This is a genomic window from Gordonia sp. CPCC 205333, assembly GCF_048537885.1.
Classification (GTDB): domain Bacteria; phylum Actinomycetota; class Actinomycetes; order Mycobacteriales; family Mycobacteriaceae; genus Gordonia.
Map to the genome: position 1 here is coordinate 688,036 of NZ_JBCLVI010000002.1, position 23,700 is coordinate 711,735.

Annotated in this window: 22 protein-coding genes; 10 read left to right on the forward strand and 12 right to left on the reverse strand. The window is 61.8% G+C overall.

The annotated features are described in order from the left end of the window. Nucleotides 1-147 precede the first annotated feature (147 nt). From AAFP29_RS08865 to AAFP29_RS08880, 4 genes are all read right to left on the reverse strand, one after another. Complete coding sequence (locus tag AAFP29_RS08865) at nt 148-1,467, reverse strand: lipase family protein (protein ID WP_419216966.1); 1,320 nt, start codon at nt 1,465-1,467, stop codon at nt 148-150. A 20-nt stretch (nt 1,468-1,487) separates the two neighbouring features. Continuing rightward, nucleotides 1,488-2,753, reverse strand: coding sequence for a hypothetical protein (locus AAFP29_RS08870; RefSeq protein WP_419216967.1), 1,266 nt, complete (start codon nt 2,751-2,753; stop codon nt 1,488-1,490). Nucleotides 2,754-3,346: 593 nt separating this feature from the next. Next, nucleotides 3,347-4,846, reverse strand: a complete 1,500-nt coding sequence (locus AAFP29_RS08875; RefSeq protein WP_419216968.1) for a SpoIID/LytB domain-containing protein — start codon at nt 4,844-4,846, stop codon at nt 3,347-3,349. A gap of 150 nt (nt 4,847-4,996) precedes the next feature. Beyond that, nucleotides 4,997-6,907, reverse strand: coding sequence for an acyl-CoA dehydrogenase family protein (locus AAFP29_RS08880; RefSeq protein ID WP_419216969.1), 1,911 nt, complete (start codon nt 6,905-6,907; stop codon nt 4,997-4,999). Nucleotides 6,908-7,009: 102 nt separating this feature from the next. On the opposite strand from AAFP29_RS08880, the gene AAFP29_RS08885 reads away from it, so the two are divergent. Continuing rightward, complete coding sequence (locus AAFP29_RS08885; protein WP_419216970.1) at nt 7,010-7,633, forward strand: TetR/AcrR family transcriptional regulator; 624 nt, start codon at nt 7,010-7,012, stop codon at nt 7,631-7,633. Here the strand turns inward: AAFP29_RS08885 and AAFP29_RS08890 are convergent. Genes AAFP29_RS08890 through AAFP29_RS08900 form a run of 3 tightly spaced genes read right to left on the reverse strand, consistent with a single transcriptional unit; the run spans nt 7,630 to nt 10,050 of the window. Continuing rightward, complete coding sequence (locus AAFP29_RS08890) at nt 7,630-8,490, reverse strand: HAD family hydrolase (RefSeq protein ID WP_419216971.1); 861 nt, start codon at nt 8,488-8,490, stop codon at nt 7,630-7,632. The genes AAFP29_RS08885 and AAFP29_RS08890 overlap by 4 nt on opposite strands. Then, entirely contained in the window at nt 8,487-9,254 is a 768-nt protein-coding gene (locus tag AAFP29_RS08895) for a lysophospholipid acyltransferase family protein (RefSeq protein WP_419216972.1), read from the reverse strand. The genes AAFP29_RS08890 and AAFP29_RS08895 overlap by 4 nt, the downstream gene beginning before the upstream one ends. A gap of 13 nt (nt 9,255-9,267) precedes the next feature. Then, on the reverse strand, nt 9,268-10,050 hold the full coding sequence (locus AAFP29_RS08900; protein WP_419216973.1) for a lysophospholipid acyltransferase family protein: 783 nt from the start codon (nt 10,048-10,050) through the stop codon (nt 9,268-9,270). Between the two features lie 133 nt (nt 10,051-10,183). Between AAFP29_RS08900 and AAFP29_RS08905 the strand changes: the two genes are divergently transcribed. Beyond that, complete coding sequence (locus tag AAFP29_RS08905) at nt 10,184-11,779, forward strand: Rieske 2Fe-2S domain-containing protein (RefSeq protein ID WP_419217254.1); 1,596 nt, start codon at nt 10,184-10,186, stop codon at nt 11,777-11,779. 237 nt (nt 11,780-12,016) lie between these two features. Next, nucleotides 12,017-12,415 (forward strand): SRPBCC family protein, encoded by a 399-nt coding sequence (locus AAFP29_RS08910; protein ID WP_419216974.1) that lies wholly within the window; start codon nt 12,017-12,019, stop codon nt 12,413-12,415. A 5-nt stretch (nt 12,416-12,420) separates the two neighbouring features. Here AAFP29_RS08910 and AAFP29_RS08915 read toward each other — a convergent pair whose 3' ends face one another. Together AAFP29_RS08915 and AAFP29_RS08920 are read right to left on the reverse strand one after the other, a co-directional pair. Beyond that, the gene (locus AAFP29_RS08915) at nt 12,421-13,059 is read right to left on the reverse strand and encodes a carboxymuconolactone decarboxylase family protein (protein WP_419216975.1); all 639 of its coding nucleotides are present in this window, start codon (nt 13,057-13,059) and stop codon (nt 12,421-12,423) included. After that, nucleotides 13,059-13,622, reverse strand: a complete 564-nt coding sequence (locus AAFP29_RS08920) for a VOC family protein (protein ID WP_419216976.1) — start codon at nt 13,620-13,622, stop codon at nt 13,059-13,061. Before AAFP29_RS08920 ends, AAFP29_RS08915 begins: the two co-directional genes overlap by 1 nt. Nucleotides 13,623-13,687: 65 nt before the next feature. Between AAFP29_RS08920 and AAFP29_RS08925 the strand changes: the two genes are divergently transcribed. The 7 genes from AAFP29_RS08925 to AAFP29_RS08955 all read left to right on the forward strand — a co-directional run bounded on the left by AAFP29_RS08925 (nt 13,688) and on the right by AAFP29_RS08955 (nt 20,989). Continuing rightward, nucleotides 13,688-14,341 carry a TetR/AcrR family transcriptional regulator gene (locus tag AAFP29_RS08925; protein ID WP_419216977.1) on the forward strand — a complete coding sequence of 218 codons (654 nt, stop codon included), beginning with the start codon at nt 13,688-13,690 and terminating at the stop codon, nt 14,339-14,341. Between the two features lie 44 nt (nt 14,342-14,385). Further along, a complete protein-coding gene (locus tag AAFP29_RS08930) occupies nt 14,386-15,522 on the forward strand; it encodes an acyl-CoA dehydrogenase family protein (RefSeq protein WP_419217255.1) in 1,137 nt (378 codons plus the stop codon). Further along, nucleotides 15,513-16,892 carry a phosphotransferase family protein gene (locus AAFP29_RS08935; RefSeq protein ID WP_419216978.1) on the forward strand — a complete coding sequence of 460 codons (1,380 nt, stop codon included), beginning with the start codon at nt 15,513-15,515 and terminating at the stop codon, nt 16,890-16,892. Before AAFP29_RS08930 ends, AAFP29_RS08935 begins: the two co-directional genes overlap by 10 nt. Before the next feature lie 77 nt (nt 16,893-16,969). Continuing rightward, a complete protein-coding gene (locus tag AAFP29_RS08940) occupies nt 16,970-17,575 on the forward strand; it encodes a hypothetical protein (protein ID WP_419216979.1) in 606 nt (201 codons plus the stop codon). An 11-nt stretch (nt 17,576-17,586) separates the two neighbouring features. Beyond that, a complete protein-coding gene (locus AAFP29_RS08945; protein WP_419216980.1) occupies nt 17,587-18,009 on the forward strand; it encodes a PaaI family thioesterase in 423 nt (140 codons plus the stop codon). 155 nt (nt 18,010-18,164) lie between these two features. After that, nucleotides 18,165-19,139: a type IV toxin-antitoxin system AbiEi family antitoxin domain-containing protein gene (locus AAFP29_RS08950; protein WP_419216981.1), complete on the forward strand. Its 975-nt coding sequence runs from the start codon at nt 18,165-18,167 to the stop codon at nt 19,137-19,139. Between the two features lie 164 nt (nt 19,140-19,303). Beyond that, on the forward strand, nt 19,304-20,989 hold the full coding sequence (locus AAFP29_RS08955) for a tetratricopeptide repeat protein (RefSeq protein WP_419216982.1): 1,686 nt from the start codon (nt 19,304-19,306) through the stop codon (nt 20,987-20,989). Here AAFP29_RS08955 and AAFP29_RS08960 read toward each other — a convergent pair. Genes AAFP29_RS08960 through serS form a run of 3 tightly spaced genes read right to left on the reverse strand, consistent with a single transcriptional unit; the run spans nt 20,986 to nt 23,609 of the window. Next, a complete protein-coding gene (locus AAFP29_RS08960) occupies nt 20,986-21,822 on the reverse strand; it encodes a hypothetical protein (RefSeq protein WP_419216983.1) in 837 nt (278 codons plus the stop codon). The genes AAFP29_RS08955 and AAFP29_RS08960 overlap by 4 nt on opposite strands. Before the next feature lie 12 nt (nt 21,823-21,834). Then, nucleotides 21,835-22,356: a hypothetical protein gene (locus AAFP29_RS08965; protein ID WP_419216984.1), complete on the reverse strand. Its 522-nt coding sequence runs from the start codon at nt 22,354-22,356 to the stop codon at nt 21,835-21,837. Continuing rightward, on the reverse strand, nt 22,353-23,609 hold the full coding sequence (serS, locus tag AAFP29_RS08970; protein ID WP_419216985.1) for a serine--tRNA ligase: 1,257 nt from the start codon (nt 23,607-23,609) through the stop codon (nt 22,353-22,355). Before serS ends, AAFP29_RS08965 begins: the two co-directional genes overlap by 4 nt. Nucleotides 23,610-23,700: the final 91 nt, after the last annotated feature.

A 23,700-nucleotide genomic window follows, 5' to 3' on the forward strand; every position in this document is an offset into this window, starting at 1 on the left:
ACCACATACAGACGGCGAGCACGGCTACAGCGAAGCCAATTGCCGCTAACCGAGAATACGCGATGGACACTTGACTCCCGACTATGTGCCCCGCTCAACCGTGATGTGGATAATGACGACTTTATCATCGCTGCTTCGCGTCGGTGCTCATCGCAGTTGATGGTCGATCCACCCTATTGTCTGCATGCCAAAGAGGTCTGTACCCCAGCCGTACAGGTCAGTGAATGATCGCATCAGGCTGCAGTCGCTGGGCGCGTAGGTCACTTTGGTTCCGCCTGCCCGGTACTTAGCTGCCAGGTCACGGGAATCCTTAGCCGGCACTAGTGACATCGGCGAGTCGTTCTTGGCGCAACTAGTGATGAGGACATTGGCTTTTGGCGCCTGTCGCCCCAACAAGTTGTCGTCATAAACGTGCTGGAAGGCCCTAATTTCGGCGGGGTTTTGCCCTCCTTTGAACATGAGATTCAACGGAACGAACGGCAGACCGAAATAGGCTGGTGTTTGGCATTGCGTGCGAAACACATCGGCGATCTCCTTGCCGACCGGAGTGAGTTTCTCGTCGATCTTCATCTCCGGGTATTTCGGTTCTAGCCCCAACAACGTGGCAAATCCAAATCCCGACCCGACAGATCCGTTAGTCATTCTCAGAAAGTTCCGTTGGTTGACCACCATGCCTTCAAGGACGGCAGCACGAACATTCAGTTCGGGTGCGTAGCGTGCTTGCGACTCCGCTGCAAATGCCGCGCCCACACCTCCACCGGCGATTCCGAACAGCGCGACAGCAGGCTTCTCGTCGAGACCAGCCGGTGCACGCACTGCCGCACGAATTGCGTCGAGCTGGGCATGGCCAGCGTACTTTCCGGCGAACACTCCGTGCGGTTCCCAGTCACCATTGTTGCCCACATCTGAAATCACCACCGAGTAGCCCTTGTCAAACATCAGAGCCAGCGGCCCAAGTGCTGACCACGACGAACCATCGAGAGGGTCTCCACCGGTCCACTGCGAACTTGGGTGGCAATACGCGCCGACCGAGTCGTTGGCTTCCTGATAACTAACCAGTTTGTGTTTCGCCGTTCGCTTACCACGAGGAATCATCACAATCCCAGTGCTTATCTCAGGGGTCGTTCCATCAAGTCCAGTGGTCACATACATCAGTTTGTACGCATCGAGATTGCCCGGTTTAACTCCGGTGAACATTACGTCCACCTTCTTCGACTTGAGTAGCGTGCCGGGCTCTTCGTTTCCTGACAGAGCCGGCTCGTCATAAAACGCATCACCATAGGTGAGGGCTTTAAAGATTTCTGCAGGACCACCTAGTCGACCCGAACTCAAAGAACCAACGACATACCCGTTAAGTACCTTCCCCAGATTCGGGGTGGAGACCGGCGGCGCGCCGACCGCGCCACCAGCGGCGAGACCTTGTAGTGCCGTCGCAGCGAGAACAACACCAAAAACTACCGCAGCCACGCGCACGACCTGGGGGTACCTCACGACACCGAAACCTTGGTATTGGCGAGCATTGATTGGAGCGTCTGGGGAATAGTCATCGTTGGTCGGTGACTCTCCAGTTGCTGCACGTATGGCACTTGTAGTTGAGCCTTAAGGGCTGGCCAGTTGTTGTTGACCATGATCTTGTACTTCGGCAGAAGTTGGGTGTCGATGTAGTCCCAACGCTCCTCGAACACGGCCCAATTCCAGCTTGGAAGCGGCGAAACCAGAGTCACAGTCCGGCCGTCAGGCAATGTGGTCGTCGTGTTGACTGGCTTGAACGACCGGGGTGGGGTAACGCCAGCCACCGACGGAGAACCGGCAAGTGTTGATAGATAGGTGATTGCCTCACCGACATCACCACGATAGGACCGCACTAAGTCCCACTGCGCCTTGATGATTTGCCCCTGTTCGCGTCGAAGCAATACACCGTTTCCGGCAGCGATGCGATCTGAAGTTTTTGACGCGACATCTCGCCACGCATTCATAATCGTCTCACCGAACAGTCCCGCTCGCTGCATCTCCTCGAGAGCCGGAAGACCTCGGGTGGCGTAGGCCTGGTGCATTGGCATGAGGTCGGAGAAGATGTTCTTTTGCATTACCAGGATCATGCCGAGGATGTACTGCAGATCCGCGCCGGTGATGGTTGATCCCGCATTCGCCAGGGCACGCAGCCCTTCCGGCAGCAGGGTCAGCGCCTGCGGCCCGGCGACATCGGTAACCGCCTTGACCACCGCGCGCGAGGTTTGCTGAATGGCTGGAAAGTCGTAGACGCCAGCCATCAGCTCGAAGTCGATGAGCCCACCTCCGAAATCGGCGCCGACCTGTCCACCCATACCTGCCCACTGGAGCTCCCGGTGCGAAAGCTGGAAGTTTTCGTAATACCTGTAGGACTTGATGAGATTCTGGCGGTTCGCAGTGACACCTGATCGAGGGTTCCACGCAGACAGATCAATTCCAGCAGCAGTGGTCGCCTTGACCAGCCAATACTGGTAAAGCAATGCTGCGTAACGTGACGGAGCTACCCCACCGGAACGGGCCTGGTCGATGAGATGTTGCAAAGTCGCAAGATCGTCCGGAAGACGAGGATTCACCCCACCGGGCCCCTTAGCCGCGTCACGGTTAACCAGCGGCAGGCCAAGATACGCATCCAACCTGCTCTCCGCGCGCGCGGGCGCAGCCGCAATACTTAAGGCAAGAGCGATGATGATGATAATGCCGCAAAACGCGCTAAACGCCCAGCGGCAGACAGAGAAATCCTTCATACTTCATCCCAACTTCAAGCAGTAGATATTGCGGCCACCAACTGCAACTCCGTCTCGCACGAGGTTGATAACCGTTCGATAACATAAACCAATTGTCAACAGAGGTCCAAATCCGTGTGGACAGTCCCTTCCCTACCTGGACGGTCAGAGAATTCACTGACAGGCGCGAAAGACGCCAGCACGCGACTGCCGATCTTGATCGCGTCATCGCCCGATGCGGTGTGTTGTGTGCTTGGTGGCCAAACACCAAAGATGTTGGGGGCCAAACGATTTAACCACTGATAGTGATCATGTGGTGATCGCCAACGCGTAGCGAGAACAGTACAATCTGCGACCGCAAGATCGTCTTGCTCGGACCACCCCAGCACCGGGAAACCTATTTCGCGACCACGTCGTGCAACGAGCGCCTTCGGTCGCTGCGCACGTTCCAATCAGTTGCACCGGTAGGTTTGTGAACGTCCGCCCAACCGGGTGTTGATGTCACAAACCAGGCGTGCTCTGCTGACCTTGGATGCCGACGGTGACACAACCTTCTGACGGTGCCGGGACGTTGGCTGGTTGAGGGTGTATTGAGACCTAACCCCCGAGACCCTCTACCGCAACGCATCCCGCCGCGGGAAGCCCTTTACGGGCAAACCACCGGAAGCCTTGTAGCGCTCAAACCCCTTGCCCGCCAATACATGTGCGCCGGTCTTCTGGCTGAAGAGCATCATGCCCTTCTCGAAGAGCTGAGTTACGCCTGCACCGTCGGGCGTCAACGTCGGCAGGCCGAGTGCCTTACCTAGCGGCCCCAGCAGTCCGCCCAGCTCCATGTAGCGGCCGGCGAAAATACTCTGCGCCGAAGTCAACAAGGTATTCGCGAGACTGCCCAGATCGAGGCTACCGAAGCTACCCGGCGACGCTGGGCCGGTCGGCGGCTTCACGATCTTCGGGCGGGCGGTCTGCCCCTTGACCGCGAACCACGCGGACTTAAGCTGAAGGAGAGTTCGGGCCTGCTCACCAGTCACTTCCTTGGCGCCATTACTGCCGACCGCGCGAACTTTGATCGCACGTCCATCCTCGGGCCCCAGCCCGTTCGCCTCGATGACTTCAAAACTGCGCAATGCGCCGACACCAAAGGTCGAGCCAATACTTCCCGCACTCACCGTCGCGGTCCAATTATGTACTGGCGCAATGGAATCACCATCATCGATAACGGCTGGGAAGTTTCCACCAGCGGTGTATCCGCCGGTCGACGCGGAGAATTCGGTGAAAGCCGGCTTGCCACCGGCCAGTCGGATCTGCCCCGCGGTGGCGTCGGCGGCCTTGTTCGTCCGCGGATCCTCACCCGCGACGGCGCCGTAGACCTGAGAGTTCTGCGTGTCGTCGATCTTCTTGCCGCCCGCGATCGCGGCCAACGCGTAGGTTCGTGCCGCGACGGCCTGCGCCTTGAGCGCTTCCATACCGCCCTGATCGCCCCAACCCGGCGAGCTCTCTTTGGGGATCACGCCCTTCACGTAGTCATCGACGTTGAGTTTGTTGACGACCCTGCCGCCGTCCAGACCCAACGCTCCGCGAAAGGCGGCATTGGATCCACACATCTTGAGGAATTCAGTCGGGGGGCGACTCGGAGCCATATTCACCGGCTCGACGAACTGTGCGCCCACGCTCCGCACCACCGCACCACCGCACCCGTTAGTTATTGTGGCCGTCGCCCCGGACAGGCTGACCGCCTGTCCGGGAGCAACCGTTTGGCCGCCTACCCTCATACCGGCATCCGCACGGACATTGACCGATCCCTGCTTGGTGAGAGTCACCGAGACATCGGGTTTATCCGCCTTCCCCGCGGTGGTACCGCCGTAGTAGTGGCCCAAAATCTGCGCCGCCGACCAGCCCTTCTTCGCGTAACCGAAGGCGCCCCACTGCCCCATCCCGCGACCGTGTCCGTGACCATGCCCGATGAGCGTGATCTCCGACCCGGCGGAGAGGCTAACCGATCCCGAATCTATCGGCGAGCCGGCGACTACGACGCCTCCGATGACGAGCGCAGGTGCCAACCCGAGTACCGCGAACGAAATCGTCCGCCTATTTCGGGTTCTGATGCGCCGTGCCATGAAGGTCCTCCACAATCGCAAGCCTGTTACTGATGAGACCTGTGTGACTAATGAGACGTCTGTGACTGTAGTGAATATCGACCGGGCCCGACAACCCGAGGAGGTCACAGTTGCGTTGCGACCACCTCGGGTGCCAGATTCTGCAGGTAGCTAGGCCTTCATCTCGTAGCGACCGGATAGCCCTCGGGCAGCGGCTACCACCTTCTCGGCGCGCTCGGTGTTCTCGGCCGGACGTCGAACCAGTCCCAATGCGAGGTTCTGCTGGGTTCGGTCGGCACTCGGCTTTCCATACAGACTCACCGCGTGCCTGGAGAAGTCGCGGACGAAGGTATCGAAGATGTGATCGAGCAGGAACTCGTCAGTCTCATCACTCGCCGCCTGCTCCAGGATCAACTGCGCGTACGGGAGCAGCGTGAACATCTCGCCGATGGCGAACAAGAAGTCGACGTCGGCCTGCTGTTCCGGCGTCGGCGGGGCCGCGGCGACCAATGCCTGCAAGCCGATGGCCTGTTCGGTGAACACGGCGACGTTTGGGATATGCGAATACTGCTCGAATACCGCGCGCCAATCGGCGAAGCGGATCCGGCCCAACCCCTTGCTCGGTCCCTGCCGGAACAGGAATTCATCGTCGGTCGCGTCGCGACGACGCTTCACCGTCGGGACCTGCGCGGATTTGAATTCGCGGCGCAGCGCGGGGACCACCGTACTGGCCGGTGCCGTCACGCGGCGCCCAACCCAGTCGAGCACCGTCGAAGCCGTGCGCAGCACGCCGGTGGGAGCTCCATCTGGAACGAAGCGCAGACCGGCGAGTGCGGCGTCGGACGGGTCGAAAAGGAAGTTCGGCAGGAATTTCATCGCCAGAGCCAAGTTGACGTGGACAGTTCCCTCCAGCCGCGGCAGGCCGAACATCGCGGGAAGAGTCATCGCGAAGTAGGTGTCATTCTCGAATCCGCGTGCCGCGATCACATCGGAGAGATCTTCGTAGATCTTCTGCCCGGTACGTGTGACAGACATCTTCTCGATCGCGCTGAACAGCAGGTAGCGACGATCTTCCGGATTTGCCGACCGCATGTAGTCGATGGCCCGCTCACTGTAGAGCTGCATGCCGGCCAGCCGGGCATAGCTATCCGCGAGCAGCCCCGCGACCTGGGGGAATTCGGTAACTCGATGACCGAAGAGCTGCCGGTTCTCCGCGTGCGTTACGGCCTCGTAGATCGCATGCTCACATGCTCCGATGGCTCCGAAGCCCAGGTTGAACTTGCCGACGTTCACGGTATTCATCGCGGCGTCGAAAGCTGCTCGGCCAGTGTGCAATACATCGGCGGCAGTCACCGGGTAGTCGTCCAGGCCGAATGCCGCGACATACATCTGCGAGTCGACGACGTTCTTATGCAGTTTGTACGCGTCGTGACCACTGTCCGCGGCGAAGAACATGTAGCCGCTGTATTCATCGTCGCTCAGCTTGCGGGAGAAATCCGCCGAGTCGATGACCGGCCGGTCCGCACGACGTCCGAACACCGACACCATCGCCGCCCGGTTGCCATTTCCGATGTAATACTTCTCGCCAGTCGCCCGGAAGTCGTCACCGTCGGGGGCGAGGATCATGTCGGTGGAGTAGATGTCGGCGCCGTGCGCCTGCTCCGACAGCCCGAAGGCGAAGATCTCACCGGATTCCAGAGCTGCCGCCGCCTTGGCCTTCGCCGCCTCGTTGGCACTCTGCCAGATCGGCCCCAGCCCGAGAATCGTGACCTGCCAGACATACCAGTACTGCATGCCGTAGAAGCCCAAGATGCGCGACATCATCGCGATACGCGAAGTGTCCCAACGCTTATCGACATTCCCGGCGGCCTGAGCTTGCGGCGTCAGGAAGGTCGCGAAGACTGATTCACGTTTGACGAAATCCAAGAAGTCCGCATACCAGATTCGATCCCGGTTGTCGGCAAGCAATTGTTGTTTGCCGAGGCCTTCGAAGTAGTCGACGGTAGCTCGCAGGATTCGTTGCGTTGCGGCGTCAAACTCGTCGAAGGTGGCGGTATCGGGGTTGAACATCAGGTCTGTCACAGAGGGTTCCTTTCGGCCGGCTGCGCGTATGCGCGCCCATACCGGCAGAAATCTACACATGTGTAGGAAAATAATCTACATGTGTGTAGGTATCGTTACCCCATGACCGCAGAGCCCATCACGCGTGGCAGACAACGCGCAGAACACCTTGGGCCCCAACGTCGCAGGCCACAGATTCTCGACGCCGCGCTACGGATCGCAGTGACCGAAGGGGTCGCCGCGGTCACCATCGCGTCGGTGGCCGAGCGGATCGACGTCACCCGACCGGTCGTCTACGGGTGTTTCACAAGTCGAGTGGATTTGATCGCCGAGTTGGTCCGAAACGAGGAAGCCAACCTCTGGTCCAGCCTCACCGACGTACTACACGCGCGCGAGGTCGACGCCGACGAGTCCGTGTTCATCGAGGGATTCCGGGCGCTGCTGCACACCGTCGACGCCCGGCCCGACGGCTGGCGCCTGCTCTACGGCAATCCCGACCCCGCCGTCGCGGCCTACTTCGGCCGTGGCCGCCAGGCCGCACTGGAACGTTGCACCGAACTCCTGCGCCCGACCCTGCATGCGTGGGGGGTCGACGACCCTGAATTGAAACTGCCCGCGCTGGTGGAACTTTGGGTTTCCGCGAGCGAGGGAGCGGTACGCACCCTGCTCGCCGACGATCGCTGGACCCCCGACACGCTCGGCGCGTTCGTCGGGACGCGGGTGTACCGCGCCATGCGCGTGGACTAGAACCAGCGCTGTAGCACCCGCGCCACGCCGTCTTCGGTATTGGTTCCGGCCACCTCATCTGCGACCGCCAAGGCGGCGTCGTGACCATGCCCCATCGCAACGCCATGCGTTGCCCACCTCAGCATCTCGACGTCGTTTGGCATGTCACCGAAGGCGATAACCGCGTCGGTCGGCAGGTCGGCCAGCTGCGCCAACTTCTTCAGGCCAGCAGCCTTATGCGTGGCCGGAACAGATAGTTCGACGAGCCCGTTGTCGGTCGAAAAGGTCACCTCGGCGAGATCTCCAACTGCGGGCGCCAATCGTGCCGCGATCTCACTGCTGAGCATTTCTGTCTGTCGCACAAGGAGCTTCACCGACGGCGCCTCGTAAACCTCGTGATCATCGACGATGACGTGGTCCGGATTGAGCCATGCGTGGCGGTAGCCGGCAGACGCGACGAACGGCGGCGTCGCCGCGTCATAGGCTGATTCCCCGGCACGTTCGGCAGCCAGTCCCGCACCGGGAACCAGCTCGATGGCGAGGGCTCCCAGCTTCGCCAGAACCGCGGGTTCCAGCGTCGCCGACGACAGCACGCGATCATGTTCGACGTCGTAGATGATCGCTCCGTTAGCGCAGACCGCGTAGCGGATGATCGGCCGACCGGCATGATCGTCGGCGAACTGGTCGGTCACTTCGCCGATCCAGCGTGGCGGACGACCGGTCGCGAGCACCACCTCGACACCGGCCTCGCGCGCTCTGCGAAGCACTGCTTGCGTGGTCGGCGTCAACGCATTCGCGTCGTCGATCAGTGTTCCGTCGACGTCGGATGCGATGAGCGTTGGCGGGCCGAACCCGCGGCCCGTGGGAACCGAACTCACCGAGACTTATCCTCCCTTTTCGCCGCACGCGCGGCTGCCTTTTCTGCTGCTTCGGCGTCCTCGATCACCTTGGCGTCCGCCGGCGTCGGGGCACTGCCACCCAGCCGCGCGGGCACCCAGTATTCCCCGGCCGGATGCGGCCCATAACTCTGCTGTACCTCGTGCAGGATCGTGGTCATCGTTTCGCGCAAGGCTACGGCGGCGATTTCGGGATCATCGTCGGGCGAGATGACAACCGGCGTTCCGTACCGCACGGTGACCGGAATGTGCTTGCGGCCCATACTCCGATGTCCACCTTTAGTCCACTGTCGGTGAGCGCCCCAGACGATAGTCGGAATTATCGGCACCCGCGCTTCGGTCGCCATCCGCACCGCGCCGGATTTGAACTCCTTCAGTTCGAAACTCCGGCTGATCGTTGCCTCCGGGTAGACCGCGACCAACTCGCCAGTGCGTAACGACGCGACGGCGCGCTCGTAGGCTTCATGTCCGGCCGAACGGTCCACCGGAACCGTGCCGGTGTGGTTGACCAGGAAACGCATGATCGCGATATCCATCACTTCGGACTTGATCAGGAATCGCGTTCTTCGTCCGGCCCGGTAAACACCGAGCGCCATCGGCAGGAAATCGAAGTAGCCAGTGTGGTTCACGGCCAGTACCGCACCACCGGCCGGAATGTTCTCCAAGCCCTGATAGGTGCGTCGAACCCCCTGTACCCGCGCAATAGTGCCGGCAATGCCTTCGAGGACTCGATACACCGGTTCCATGCCAGTGACCTTCCTACTTATCCTCGCCCGCGGCGTTACGCTCGGCTCGCTTCGCAGCCTTCTCGGCCTGCTCCGCCTCGTCCATCGCATTGGCTTCGGCAAGCGTCGGCGCGCCGCCACCCAACCGAGCCGGCACCCAGAACTCGCCCTCGGGGTACGGGCCGTATAGCTCGACATACTGCTCTTGCAGCTCATGCAGCTTGGCGGTCATCACGTCATGAAGTTTCTCGGTGATCTGCTCGGCAGTCCCGATCGGTTCGATGGGATCGGCGACGCCGATCATCACTTTGTAGCCGTGCCGCCCGAGCTTCTTGGGGTGGCCTTTGGTCCAGATTCGCTGGGCTCCCCAAATCACCGTCGGAATTATCGGCGCTCCGGACTCCAGCGCCATCCGCGCCGCTCCTGACTTGAATGCCTTGATCTCAAAACTGCGGCTGATCGTCGCCTCCGGGTAGACGCCGACGAATTCGCCGTCCTTGAGATATTCGACGGCGGCTTTGTAGCTGTCGGCACCCGCACTCCGGTCGACCGGGATATGCCGTAGCGAGCGCATGATCGGCCCGGAGAGATTGTTGTCGAATACCTCCTTCTTCGCCATGAAGCGGACTTTGCGTTTGTCCTGCAGAAATGCGGGGATTCCAGCGAGGGTGAAATCGAGGTAGCCGGTGTGGTTAATCGCGATCACACCGGGTCCGTCGGCGGGTACGTGCTCCACGCCGGAGATCTTGAACTTGACGCCCTGGGCGAGCCATAGTGTGCGGGCAACGCCGATGACCGTGTCGTAGACGGGTTCCATGTCGATGAGCTTAGCCGGGGCGGTTGGGTGCCGGCGTGCCCCTCACCACACCTACCGGCTGCGATTCGACATTGGCCCGATACCAGGCCGTACCCTGGTATTCGGTTCACAGCCCGATCAGGAAGGCCGAGAGTTGCAGATCACCAGCGTCGGACACGCGGGGTTTCATATCCAGACCGCAGCGGGGTCCATTCTCTGCGATCCCTGGGTCAACCCCACCTACTTCGCCTCGTGGGTGCCGTTCCCGGATAACACCGAGCTCGACTGGGACGCACTTGGCGACTGCGACTACCTCTACGTCTCACACTTGCATCGCGATCATTTCGACGCCAAGAACCTGACCGAGCATGTCAACAAGGACACAACTGTCCTGCTCCCCGACTATCCGGTCCCCGACCTCAAGCGTGAACTCGAGAAGCTCGGCTTCCACAAATTCGTGGAGACCGAAGATTCGGTGAAGACCACCGTCAGCAATGACAAGGGTTCACTCGACGTCATGATCATCGCGTTGCGCGCGCCTGCCGACGGTCCCATCGGCGACAGTGGACTGATCGTCTCCGACGGCGAAACCGTCTGTTTCAACATGAACGACGCCCGGCCCATCGACCTCGACGTCATCGGCGAGTCCTTCGGCGACGTCGACATCCATCTGCTGCAGTACTCCGGCGCCATCTGGTACCCGATGGTCTACGACATCCCACGTCGCTCCAAAGCGAACTTCGCCGCACAGAAACGCCAGCGCGGAATGGATCGCGCACGTTCCTATATCGAACAGGTCGGAGCAACCTGGGTGGTCCCGTCGGCCGGTCCGCCGATGTTCCTCGACCCGGACTTGTTCTCTCTCAACGATATTCCCGATGCCGATGGCAAACCTGACGAGACGTCAATCTTTCCCGACCAGGAGACCTTCCTGGACCAGATGAAGATTCACGGCACCGACGATGGCGAGAAGCATCGCGGCCTGATGATGATTTCCGGCTCGACGGTCGACCTCACCGGTTCGACGCTCAATGAGTTGTCCCACCCATTCCCGCCCGACGAGATCTGGAAGGACAAGGGCGCCTACCTCAACCGGATGGTGGAGAAGTTCGCGCCGATCATCGCCGCAGATAAAGCCACCTGGGCACCCGCGCAGGGCGAGCCCCTGCTGGAACCGCTACGTGCCAAGTTCGAGCCGATCATGAAACAGTCCGATCTCATCTGCGACGGCATCGGCTATCCGGTCGGCATCGTGCTCGGCGGCAAAGACGATCCCAACGCCGAGGTTGTGGTCCTCGACTTCCCGAATCGTGTTGTGCGCGCACCGAAAGACGGCGACGGCAAGTACCGTTACGGCTTCCGCATCGCCCCCGAATTGGTCCGTACCGTACTGCGCGACGACGAGCCGGACTGGGTCAACACAATTTTTCTGTCGACGCGGTTCACCACCTGGCGGATCGGCGGCTACAACGAGTATCTGTACACCTTCTTCAAATGTCTCACCGACGAACGTATCGCGTATGCCGACGGCTGGTTCTCCGAGGCGCATGACGACTCGGCGTCAATTGAGAAGGACGGCTGGACAATTCAGCGTCGCTGCCCGCACCTCAAGGCCGACCTGTCGAAGTTCGGCATCATCGAGGGCGAGAAGCTGACCTGCAATCTGCACGGTTGGCAGTGGGATCTCAATAGCGGCCGCTGCCTGACGTCGAAGGGCCACGACCTGCGCGCCGAGCGCAGCAGTTCGTAGCCCTTCGGGTTCGCGCCCAATCCGGTTATGCCAGATAGGAATCGAAGAAATGCTTAGCTCCGACTCCAGGCATCGTCGGTAGCTTCGGCGTCGTAGCCGAGGCCGGTCACTCGAATTAGCGGCTCGACCGGAGTGACGTTCGCGAACGAATGTGTTGCGCGAGATGGCAGACGCGTATTCGCCGGGCGTCGCACGCAGTTACCCCGAGCGTGAGACGACGCAACTAGACTCATCCTCATGCGCAGCCGTCACATCAGCGTAGTCATCGAAGCGTCACCCGAAGCCGTCTACGACTTTGCCGCCGATCCCGACAGTCTGCAGCACTGGGCCGCGGGGTTGGCGTCGAGCGAGGTGACTCGTAGCGGCGATGTACTGCTGGTCGAGTCGCCGATGGGGACGGTCACGGTGCGCTTCGTCGCACACAACGACCTCGGAGTCTTCGATCACGACGTCACACTGCCGTCCGGCGAGATCGTGCACAATCCGGTGCGGGTACTGGCACATCCCGATGGCGCCGAGGTGGTGTTCACCGTCCGGCAACGCGATATGACCGACGACGAATTCGATCGCGACTGCGCGACGGTGGCCGCCGATCTCGAACGGCTCAACCAGATCCTCACCGACTCGTACGAATAGCGGACCTACTCGCCGGATAGATCCGCGGACAAGTCGCGGACCTGGGCGTCGTCGGGAAGTTTAACCTCTTCGATCGGCTCGGGCCGATCGTCGTATTCCAGTCGAAGCGCACGGCTCATCGTTGCATGCATGTCGTATAGCGTTGTCACATAAGTTAATTCGAGGATCTGCTCATCTGGCAGAGTTCTCTTGAGCACATCGAAAACCGCGTCCGGCACACGACCGCCGTCGTAGACGAGGGCATCGGTATAAGCCAGGACAGCTCGCTCGAGTTCGTTGAACGCGTCGCTGATCTGCCAGTGCGGCAGCGCTTCGATCTTCTCTTCGGCCATTCCGAGAGACCGCATCTGTTTGCAGTGCTGCGAGTAGACGAACTGGCTGCCCCTCGCATAGCCCGCCCGCCCCTGGCCCAACTCGCGCAGCAGTGGGTCGAGTTTCACGCCGCGGTACACTTTGAATCCCGCCACGGCGTGCCGAAAGACGTTGGGGGAACCCGCGAAAACGGTCCACCAATCGCCCGGCGTGCCGTGGACCGTGCCGTGGTCGACGGCGGGGTCACGGTCGGGGCCGAACAGCCGGTCATAGAAGAAGAGGATGCGCTCATCGGTGACTTCGGCGCGTGGGATTTCCCGCAAACGTGGCATTACCGGGCCACCGGCACCTTGCGATCCGCCGCGGTACGCGGCTCATGGACGACATCTGCCTCGGTGAATGTCTTTGTCCAGCAGGCAAATTCCAGCAAGGCGCCGTCGGGGTCCTGGAAGTAGAACGACCGCACGAATGTTCCGTCATGAGGATGGCGGGTCACACCCATCGGCGAATCGTCGTGGTTGAGAACGAAACTGACCTTGATGCCCTCTTCTTTGAACTTGGCGTAATACTCGTCGAACTTCTCCGGCGGCACCGCGAAGGCCACATGATTCATCGATCCAGTCGCACTGTTGAGTTCCTCCTCACCGGGCAATCCGGCCGGCGCGGAGATTCCAGGGACCCCGTCGGGAGCATCGACCAGCCAGAAGAACGCGATGGTGTCGCCATTGCCGCAGTCGAAGAAGAAGTGTTGCCCCATGTCGTTGGGCAACTCAATCGTCTTGATCAGTGGCATGCCGAGCACTCCGGAGTAGAAGTCGATGGTGCGCTGCATATCCGCGCAGACCAGCGCGAGGTGGTTGATCCCCCGTAATTCGTATTTCTCATTCACACTCATCGTCGACCCTTCCGTCGAATTTAGATGACTTGACAGTCATGTCATGTTCTTGGGAAAGTGTGCGGGTGACCGAGACTTCTGTCAACACCCCTTCGACCCCGGGCCTCGACCCGACCGCGTTGACCCCTCGGGGCCGCAAGACCCGCGACTCAGTACTGCGCGCCGCTCGGACTGTGTTTGAGGACGTCGGATTTCTCGACGCTCGAGTAGAACTCATTGCCGCCCAGGCCGGTGTCTCGTACGGCACCTTCTACCGGTACTTCGAGTCGAAAGAGGATGTCTTCTTCCAGCTCAGCAACCAACTCTTCGAAGACAGTCATCCCCGTGAACCACCGAGTGCCGCATCACCTCGCGAGAAGCTCATCGCCTCCAATCGGGCGTATTACGAGTCCTATCAACGCAATGCGCGCATGATGGCCATCGTCGAGCAGGTCGCCACCTTCAACGCCGAGTTCCGCGCGCTGCGCCACCAGCATCGCGAACTGCTGACCGGTCGGACCGCCAACGCCATCGCTCGCTGGCAACGCGACGGATTGGCCAACCCCGATATCGACCCGACCCTGGCCGCCCGCACCATGTCGGCGATGGTCGACCACACCCTCTACCTGTGGCTCGTACAAGGCGAAGAGGCCGACAAGGAAGCACTACTGGCGACCCTCGACCAGATGTGCGTCGGAGCCCTGGGATTGAACCTCAGCCGAAAGGACACCACCGCGTGACCGCTCTGACCCCCGGCACGGATATCGATGATCTGACTGCCCGGATGCGGGTATTCATCAACGATGAAGTGATCCCCGCAGAACCCACACTTATTCGTGAAGAACACAGCGGCGCAACCACTTTGGCCGCGCTGCGCGAGCGCGCCAAAGACCTCGGACTGTGGGCACTGGGGCATCCGGCCGATGTCGGTGGCGGCGGTCTGCCCTTCCTGGACTTTGTGTACCTCAACGAGATTATCGGGCGGTCCGAATTCGGTCAGCTGGCCGTCGGATCGGTGTCGATGCAGGACACCTTGATGTTCTACAAACACGGCACCAGAGAACAGAAACAGCGGTGGATCCCACCGATGGTGGCCGGCGACATCTTTCCGTCGGTCGGCCTCACCGAGCCGGAGGTGGCGGGGTCGGATCCAACGCTTATCGCCACGCGCGCCGAATCCGACGGTGATACCTGGATCATCAACGGACACAAGTGGTTTACCACTGGCGTCGCGCAAGCGGCGTACTGCTCGGTATTCGCACGAACCGAATCCGACGACATGCCAAGACACTCGCGGGTAACAGCGTTCATCGTCCCAACCGACACACCGGGTTTCGAGATCGTTCGATCGATCCCGACGATGGGCCACGACCCGAGCGACCACTACGAGATCAGACTGACCGATGTCCGGGTCCCGGCGTCAAATATTCTGGGCGAGCGGGGTAAAGGATTCCTCGTCGCACAGGATCGACTGGGTGCCGGGCGAATCTTCCACGGTATGCGTTGGCTCGGGCAGGCACAGCGGGCCTTCGAGCTGATGTGCGACCGGGCGAATACTCGATTCGCGCACGGCTCACTGTTATCGGAGAAGGGCGAAATCCACCGGTATATCGCCGAATCCGCGGCCGAGATCCATGCGGCCCGGCTGATGACACTCGACGCGGCGCGGCAGATCGACTCCGGTGAAGACTTCCGCGTCCAGGTCGGCCTGGTGAAGTTTTGGTGCGCCCGCATGCTGCACAACGTCGTCGACCGCGCGATCCAAGTACACGGCGCACTCGGCCTGACGGCCGACACGCCGTTGGAGCGCATGTATCGGCAGGCACGGTACGCCCGCGTCTACGACGGCCCGGACGAGGTACACCGTATGTCCACGGCGCGCAGGATACTCAAGGATCCCGAGACGGTTCCATGGCGGTGAATCCGGAAACCCATTCCACGGCAAACGAACTCGATGCTGGTGTAGAGCGAGCGTTGGCAGCCGTCGGCATTCTGGTCACGGTGACCGGTTGCCATCGGCTCACCGCGGGTGCGAGTCGAGAGACGTTCCGGATCGACTACACCGACTCCACCGGAGACATCGCCAAGGCGGTATTGCGACGCGACCCGCCCGGTCACGGGAACCCTCACCGGATGCGCGCGGAAGCAGTGTGCCTTCGCACGGCGCTCGACGCGGGCGTGCCGGTCCCGCGCCTACTGTGCGCCGACGATGACGCACCCGGCATCGACGCTCCCTTTCTGATCATGGACCATGTCAACGGAGAAACGTTGCCGCGCAAGCTGCAACGCGATCCCTCGCTCGCCGCTATTCGGCCAATGCTGGCCATCGAATTCGGTCGCATCCTCGGCCGGTTACACCGCACGCCGTTGGCAGGCCTGGAAATTCTCGACGATACCAACCCGCTGGACGCCTTGGAAGCCACCTTCCGCGCGCAGGGGCAAGACAACCCGACGGTAGAAATCGGTCTTCGCTGGCTGCGGGCCAATACCCCGACGTCACGGCCAATTACCTTGGTACACGGCGACTTTCGGGTCGGCAACCTGATTGTCGATGATGCTGGCGTTCAGGCCGTGCTCGACTGGGAGCTTAGCCACCTGGGCAATCCGATCGAAGACCTGGGCTGGCTGTGTGTGCCGGCATGGCGGTTTGGCAGCGCACTCCCGGTGGGCGGCCTCGGCGAGCGCAACGCACTGTTGGACGGCTACGAACAAGAGGCGGGATGGCGCCCGTCGGAGAACGAGCTGCATTGGTGGGAGATCTTCGGGACGCTGAAATGGTTGGTACTGAGCATCTTTCAATCACAGCGACATTTGTCGGGCGAAGAACACTCACTCGAATTGGCAGCCATCGGACGTCGCGTCTGCGAATTCGAATACGACCTGCTCCAATCACTGGGAATATCCGACAGCGCCATCGTTGACGCATCTGCCGTCGAGTCCGGGCCTGGTGCGTATCGGCGTCCGTCGCTGACCGAAATCCTTGAGCTGGTCACCGAGATCATCGTTGACTCCGGTGCCGCCTTGGCGGGTGACGCACATCGACAGCATCACCTTCGGATCGCCGCGAACCTGCTGCGGATCGCGGGACGCGAAGTCGATTCGGGGTCAGCTGGTACACGAGAATTGGCAACCGCGCTCGCGACCGTCGACTGTGGGTCAGAAGCCCAACTGGCGGAGTCGATTAGGACCGCGGCGTTGGATTGGACCGATAGCGATGTGCAGCGCGCCGTCGTATCGACGGTGACGCTGCGATTGCGGGTCAGCAATCCTCGGCATCTGGGCACGACTTAGTCAAACGAACGACAGAGGGTTCGTCGCGGCGTGATCCGCGGGTGACAATGCTGCAATCCCCGCCACTAGGAGACGCCATGCAGCCGACCTCAGGCTTTCCGCTCCAGCCGCCCTATCAAGTCGCCTATCCCGCACCGCCGACCAGGCCCGCGGGCCCACCGCCAAATGCGATCGCGACCCGAATCCTGGCGGGCCTGACCCCCGTGTGTTTCATCCTGATCATCATGTTCGGCACATTGACCTTCACCACTATCACTCCGCACGCGAGCGGCGACGAGTCGACCGCGAACGGCTGGGGTGTCTGGACGCACCAGGGGACGGGGCTGGAGCTATACAACGAGGCGTATGCCTTGGTGCTCCCCGGCGTACTTCCGTCGCTCCTGATCCTCGGACTGCCGACTCTGTTGGCGATCCTGGTCATGTTCAATGTCGGGCGTCGACCGCTATTTATTCTCACCGCTGCGTTCGCGGTGTTCGCGTGCAGCGCGGCGCTCTGGTTGGTGCTGAATCCGAGTGACTTGGTCGTGACCCTCGGCACGGATTCATCCGGGTATATCGACTCCCACTATGACGTCTCCACCGGGCCATCGGCGATCCTCGTCTTACTCGCGTGTGTCGTCGTGCTGGCATCGTCGTCGGTAGGAGCGGTCCTTTCGCGCAGAGCCGCGCCGGTCGGGCGGTAACGTCTAACTCCGTGAGCCTGGAAGAACTGCGTGACCTGATCGCCACTGGAGAACCGTCGAGCGGGGCCGCACAGACTTTGAAGTATCGGACTGTCGACGCCGGTCCGGGATGGGCGATCGTCGAGATGGAACCCCGCGCAGATCTGCACGGCAACCTCGGCGGCAATGTACAGGGCGGAGTGATCGCCGCGGCTATCGATTCCGCACTCGGCTCGGCGGTGCGGACGGTTACCGACGACGGCCAGAATTTCGTAACCCTCGACCTCTCGTGTCGCTATATCCGTGCCATCAAACCGGGGTCGGGTACGGTCTCGATCCGCGCCGAAGTGGAACACGCCGGTCGCACCACCGCGACGGTCCGCGCCCAGGTGCACGACGGCAGCGGACGCTTGGTTGCCAGCGCCACCTCGACGCTGCTGTTGTTGTCCCGCTAGCCCCGACCCTGCCCGCCGTGCCCGCTAGCCCGATCCTGCCCGCAAACCCGACCCGGCCGGACGTTCCCGACCCACTTTTCAGGTCGGGAACGTCCGCGGGGGTCGGGTTTGCGATCAGATGAAACCATTTCGCTCGCACCTTACGTCTAACGACCATGTACCCGTTTCCGATCGACACTGACGGCTATATTCGACTTTCCAGCGCTCACCTACTGGGCTTCGACGACCGACAGTTCACTCGCGCAGAAGAACGTGGCGAAGTATTCCGGGTGGCGCCCGGTGTGTACGCGCTCCCCGCGGACCGACGCCCAGAAGCATTGCATCGTTTGAAAGTTCATGCTGCGGACACGACACCCGACGTCGCGATCTCACACACCTCAGCCGGCGTCCTACACGGTCTGGATATGCTTCACGCCGACTTCTCCAGGATCAACGTAACTTCAGCGACGACCGATCGCGGCTACAAGCGCCAACACCGCCACGTACACCCTGGCCCGCTAAAGCTCGCCGACGTCACACTCGTCGACGGGATCTGGACGACATGCCTCGAGCGCACTGCCTTCGACGTTGCACGGACATCGCCGAAAGGCTTTCCAGCCGCGTTGGCGGTACTCGATTCGGCGCTGCGGATGGGCGCCGCCGCACGACGAATGTCGGACTACGGCGGCGAACCTCGTACTGGGGTAGGTGTCGCGAGAACCGCACTGCGCCATGCCAATCCGTTGTCGGAGAACGCGGGAGAGTCGTGGGGCCGCGCGCAGATGATCGACGGTGGGCTCACCACCCCGCGACTCCAACGTCGAATCTTTGACAAGTCCGGCCAATTCATCGCACGCGTCGACTATGACTGGGTCGACGAGAACGGCGTCGTCCGATTGATTGGCGAGTTCGACGGTCTGGGCAAGTATCTGAAGTACCTCAGGTCGGGCGAGAAGCCGCACGACGCTATCCGCCGCGAGAAGGTCCGGGAGGGACAGCTACAAGACCTGGGCCTCGTCGTTGTGCGGTGGATTTACGACGATCTTGCGTCGGGCGGCGTCGTTCCGCGCCTAGTCGCTCAGATGCGGGCGCTGGGCCTGCGGACGTCGCAACCGCCCGTCAACCCCGCGACTTTCCGACGCATAGCGTAGCCTCGCCCCCTGCCCCGACGCACCTCCTGCCCTGCAAACCCGACCTGCGCGGACGTCCCCGACCCACTTTTCGGGTCGAGGATGTCCGGACGGGTCGGGTTTGCGGGCAGGCCGCGACGCCCAGCTCGACCCCGCGCGCACCGTCCCCGGCTTACAATCGATGAGTGACCGGCTCTGCCAGCACGGAAACCTATTACGACCTGGGGTCATATCACCGGTCCGTCGATACGCAGTCACCGGAGGCCCAGGTCTGGTTCGACCGTGGCCTTATCTGGTCGTACGCGTTCAACCACGACGAAGCGATCCGCTGTTTTGAGCGCGCGCTGGAGTGGGATCCTGAGCTGGGACTGGCGCACTGGGGTATCGCGTACGCGGTTGGGCCAAACTACAACAAGGCGTGGGACGCCTTCGATCCCACTGACCGTCGCTACTCACTTCGCCGCGCACGCTCGGAACTGGAACAGGCGACGACAGGCCGACTCGACTCCGTCGAACTTGGCTTGATTTCCGCTCTGCGCCAACGGTTCTCGACCGATGATCCCGATAATCTCGATGCATTGGCAGGTGGACATAGCGCATACGCCGACGCCATGTGCGCGCTGGCGGCTGCGCATCCCGACGACATCGACATCATGACTCTCGCCGCCGATGCACTACTCAACGTCACGGCATGGCAGCTGTGGGACGGCAACTCCGGGGAGCCTGCTGCCAATTCCCGTGTACTCGAAGCGACTCGCCTTCTCGACGACGTGCTGGCTACACCGGCGGGACGCGTACACCCCGGAGCCCTGCACCTCTACTTACACGCGATGGAAATGTCGGCCACTCCGGAGGTCGCGCTCCTCGCCGCCGACCGCCTTCGCGGCCTAGTCCCCGACGCCGGCCACCTGCAGCATATGCCCAGCCACATCGACGTCCTCTGCGGCAACTACCACGATGCGATCGAGGCCAATCTTCTTGCGGTCGAGGCAGATCGGAAGTTCGTCGAGCAGGAGGGCGCGGCCAATTTCTACACTCTGTATCGCGCCCACGACCTCCATTTCGTGGTCTATTCCGCCATGTTTGAGGGCAATTCGAGGATCGCGCTGGCCGCCGCCGCAGAACTGGCCGAACAATTGACTCCCGATCTGTTGGCAATACCGTCGCCGCCGATGGCTGACTGGCTGGAAGCCTTTGTGCCGCTTGGCATCCACGTACTGATCCGGTTCGGCAGATGGCAGGAGCTGATTGCGCAAACCGCGCCGGTCGACTCAGACCTGTTCGCCACGACGCTGGCGACCGTGCACTACGGTCGCGGAATCGCCTATGCCGCAACCGGTGAACTGCCGAACGCCCGCGCGGAACGTGACGCACTTACCGAGGCCTGCGAACGCATTCCATCAACTCGCTACCTGTTCAACAATTCCTGCCGCGACATCCTCGCCATCGCACGAAAAATGCTCGATGGCGAAATCGCCTACCGCGAAGGAAATTTCGCCGAAGCATTCGCATTTCTGCGCGAGGCGATCGAGTTGGATGACGAACTGCCTTACGACGAACCGTGGGGCTGGATGCAACCGACCAGACATGCTTACGGTGCACTGCTGTTGGAACAGGGCCACGTCGATGAGGCCGCTCGGGTCTACGCCGCCGACCTCGGCCTCGATCCTTCGGTGAATAGATCGAGCCACCATCCGAACAACGTGTGGAGTCTGCACGGCTATCACGAATGCCTGCTCCAACTCGATCGCACCGCCGAGGCGGAACTCGTTGGCAGACAACTAAGGCTGGTCACCGCACGCGCCGACGTCCCCATCGAGGCATCGTGCGCTTGCCGCCTGACGACGTCCGGCGGGTGCTGCTCCGCTTAGTTCGCTGCTCCCGACGCCGCTATCACCACTGCCCCGACGACGGCCGCGATAAACGCGATCACTGCGACCGCGCCCCAGCCCGCGCGGGTCGTATCTCCCAGCAGCGCGATGCCGATGATCCCTGGAATTACCGTCTCGCCCACCACAAGTGCGGCAGCGGCACCATTGACTGAACCGGTCTGTAGCGCGACGGTAAACAGATAGAAGCCACCGATGCCGCCAACCAGAATTCCGTAGGCGGCGGGGTCGCTCAGTATCTGCCCGACGTCGAGCGGTTCGACGCCGTCGAGTATGCGTACCGCGATCGCCATCAGGCCGAACAACGCGCCGGCGCCCAGCCCAGCGACAACCGCGACTCGCGCACCGAGCCATGCCACGAGTGCTATTCCGCCGACGAGCACGACGACCCCGACAATGAGAACGCCCCAATGTACAACCGCCCCAACGGGTTTATGCCCCTCGTCGCCAGCAGCCACGCCGAGCGTCACGAGCGCCGCGACGACAACACCGATGGCCGTCCAGTCCTTTGGTTGTAACCGCGTACCCAACACCACGATCCCCAGCAGCGCGGTCACGATCAGGTTGGCGCTCATAATCGTCTGCGAGAGAAACAACGGGATGAGCCGCGCGGAGACCAACGTCCCCACGAAGCCAAGACCGTCGAGCGCCATCCCGGCCAGATATGAGACGGTGAGGATCGCGGCCAGCGTGGAACGCAACGTCGGCGGCGACGCCGTATCGGGGGCCACCTGCTGTGCGCCGCGTGCCTGCAACACCGACGCGGTGCCGTAAGCGAATGCCGCCAGAACCGCGAAAAGTACTCCGACGATCATCGGGTCAACGTACTACGCCTCGCTTCGACGCAAGCCCCGAAGAGCTAACCATCCGGCAGTTGCCGCCATCACGATCAGCGCCGCGATCTCCGCATATAGGACGGGTGTTATGAGGAAAGGACGCAACATTCCGGCGCTGGAGTTGAACGACTCCGCTCCGACCATGGTGAGGAAGTCATCCAAAAGTATCTCGGGTTGGACGACAATCGCACCGACGACCGCCGCCGCGGCCACCGACGCCAGCGCCGCGACCGCCCCGATACCGATCCGCCAGACCGGTGCCACATTCAGCAGCGCGATCACAGAGGTGGCGCAGACCAATACCGCCGCCAGAACCGCGACCCAGCCGACCGGAGTAACCGCGCCCGCGAGCATCGGACCGTAGTGATCGGCATGCTGACCGACATACGTGGCCAGGCCGGTCCACGCGAACGGCATACCCAGCTCGGTGAAGTCGATCCACTTCACCAACGTGAGTCCGACCGCGACCGCCGAGGCGGCCAATCCGATAACCGCGATGACCCGGGTACTCACGACGGTGCCAGTACCTCGGTACCTACGAACCGCGCCAATTCCTCTGGCAGCACCACGGTGCCGTCTGGCTGCTGGTGATTCTCCAGGATCGCGACGATCCACCGTGTGGTTGCCAGCGTTCCGTTGAGTGTCGAGGCGATCTGCGGCTTACCGTCGTCATCGCGATAACGGATGGCCAGACGGCGGGCCTGGAACGTCGTGCAGTTCGACGTCGAGGTGAGTTCGCGGTAGGTGTTCTGCGTCGGGAACCACGCTTCGCAGTCGAATTTGCGCGCGGCGGAGCTGCCCAGGTCGCCACCGGCGACGTCGATAACGCGATATGGCACGTCGATCGCGGCGAGCATCTCTTTCTCCCAGTTGAGAAGTTTGAGATGCTCCGCGTCGGCATCCTCCGGCCTGCAGTAGATAAAGCCCTCGACCTTGTCGAACTGGTGCACACGGATGATGCCGCGGGTGTCCTTGCCGTAGCTGCCGGCCTCGCGACGGAAACAGGTCGACCAACCCGCATATCGCTTGGGGCCCGCGGAGAGATCCAGGATCTCGTTCGAGTGGTAGCCGGCAAGCGGCACCTCGGAGGTGCCGACAAGGTACAAGTCATCGTCGGGCAGGTGGTAGATCTCGTCGGAGTGCGCGCCGAGGAATCCAGTTCCGGCCATGATTTCCGGACGCACAAGCACCGGCGGAATCATCAGCGTGAAACCGTTTGCTGTTGCCTTCGCCGCGGCCATATTCAGCAGACCGAGTTGGAGCATCGCCCCGAGGCCAGTAAGAAAATAGAACCGCGAGCCCGAAACCTTCGCGCCGCGTTCCATATCGAGCAACCCGAGCGCTTCGCCTAATTCCAGGTGGTCGCGGGCATCAGGAATCTCACGCGGTTCGCCGACATGCGCGAGCACAACAAAGTCGTCTTCACCGCCGGCCGGAGCACCGTCCTGCACGATGTTGGAAATAGCGCGCTGAGCCTGCTCAGCTTGCGCCTCAGCCTCACCTTGGCGTGCGACGGCGGCTTTGACCTGCTCAGCGAGTTGTTTGCCCTGGGCCAGCAGGGTGGCCTTCTCGTCGCCGCTGGCCTTGCCGACCTGTTTGCCGAGCGTCTTCTGCTCAGACCGCAAGGTATCCGCTTCGACGATGGCAGATCGGCGGGTCGCATCGGCGTCGAGGAGGACGTCGACCAAACCCGGGTCCTCACCACGGGTGCGTTGCGACTGCCGAACCAGATCAGGGTTTTCGCGCAGAATCTTCAGGTCGATCACGGGTTAAAGCCTACTGGTGGGCGCGGTGAGCGCGGTATTTGACGTCGAGGTTGTGCGGCCCCTCACCTCGCCGTGCCTACACCAGGCATGA